Below are 497 nucleotides of genomic sequence, written 5' to 3'. Positions count from 1 at the left end.
GTGTGGTCTTGCGCAGTAGCCCGAGCAGCTTGTCCTTGAGGCCGATGCCGGCCCGCAGGTCGTCGAGCCAGACGATCTCCACCGAGCGGCCGATTTCCTCGACGACCGCGCCGAGCTTGGCCTGTTCGACAAACGCGCGGGAGGTGAGCACGGTCCGCACCTCGGCGGCCTTGCAGGCGGAGAGGATGTTCGCCGCACCCGCGGTGAAGTTGATCATCGCCGGCATCTTGCCGGCCGACATGACGCCGAGCAGCGTCGCGCATGCGCCGTTGGCATTGGGCAGCATAATGCCGATTGTCTGCTGGCTGGCATAGAGGTGCTCGAACTTCTCGCCGAGCACGGCGGCAGCCGTCAGCAGCTTGCCGTAGCTCAGCGAGCCGGTGACCGGGTCCTGCACGGCGAGCTCTTTCATGCCGCGCTCGTTCGCCGTCAGGATGATTTTCTCAAGCACCGTCTTGTCGATGTCCTCGGTGCGGAAGACGAGATCCGACATCACC

1 protein-coding gene is annotated in these 497 nt (G+C 65.0%); it reads right to left on the bottom strand.

The genetic code is table 11. The features are described from left to right. Positions 1 to 497: AMP-binding protein (locus EN742_RS37210; RefSeq protein WP_148670627.1), on the bottom strand; the 497-nt coding region annotated here is incomplete at both ends.

It is taken from the genome of Mesorhizobium sp. M4A.F.Ca.ET.020.02.1.1, assembly GCF_004022645.1.
Lineage (GTDB): Bacteria > Pseudomonadota > Alphaproteobacteria > Rhizobiales > Rhizobiaceae > Mesorhizobium.
This window is presented reverse-complemented; position numbering and strand designations above follow the sequence as displayed.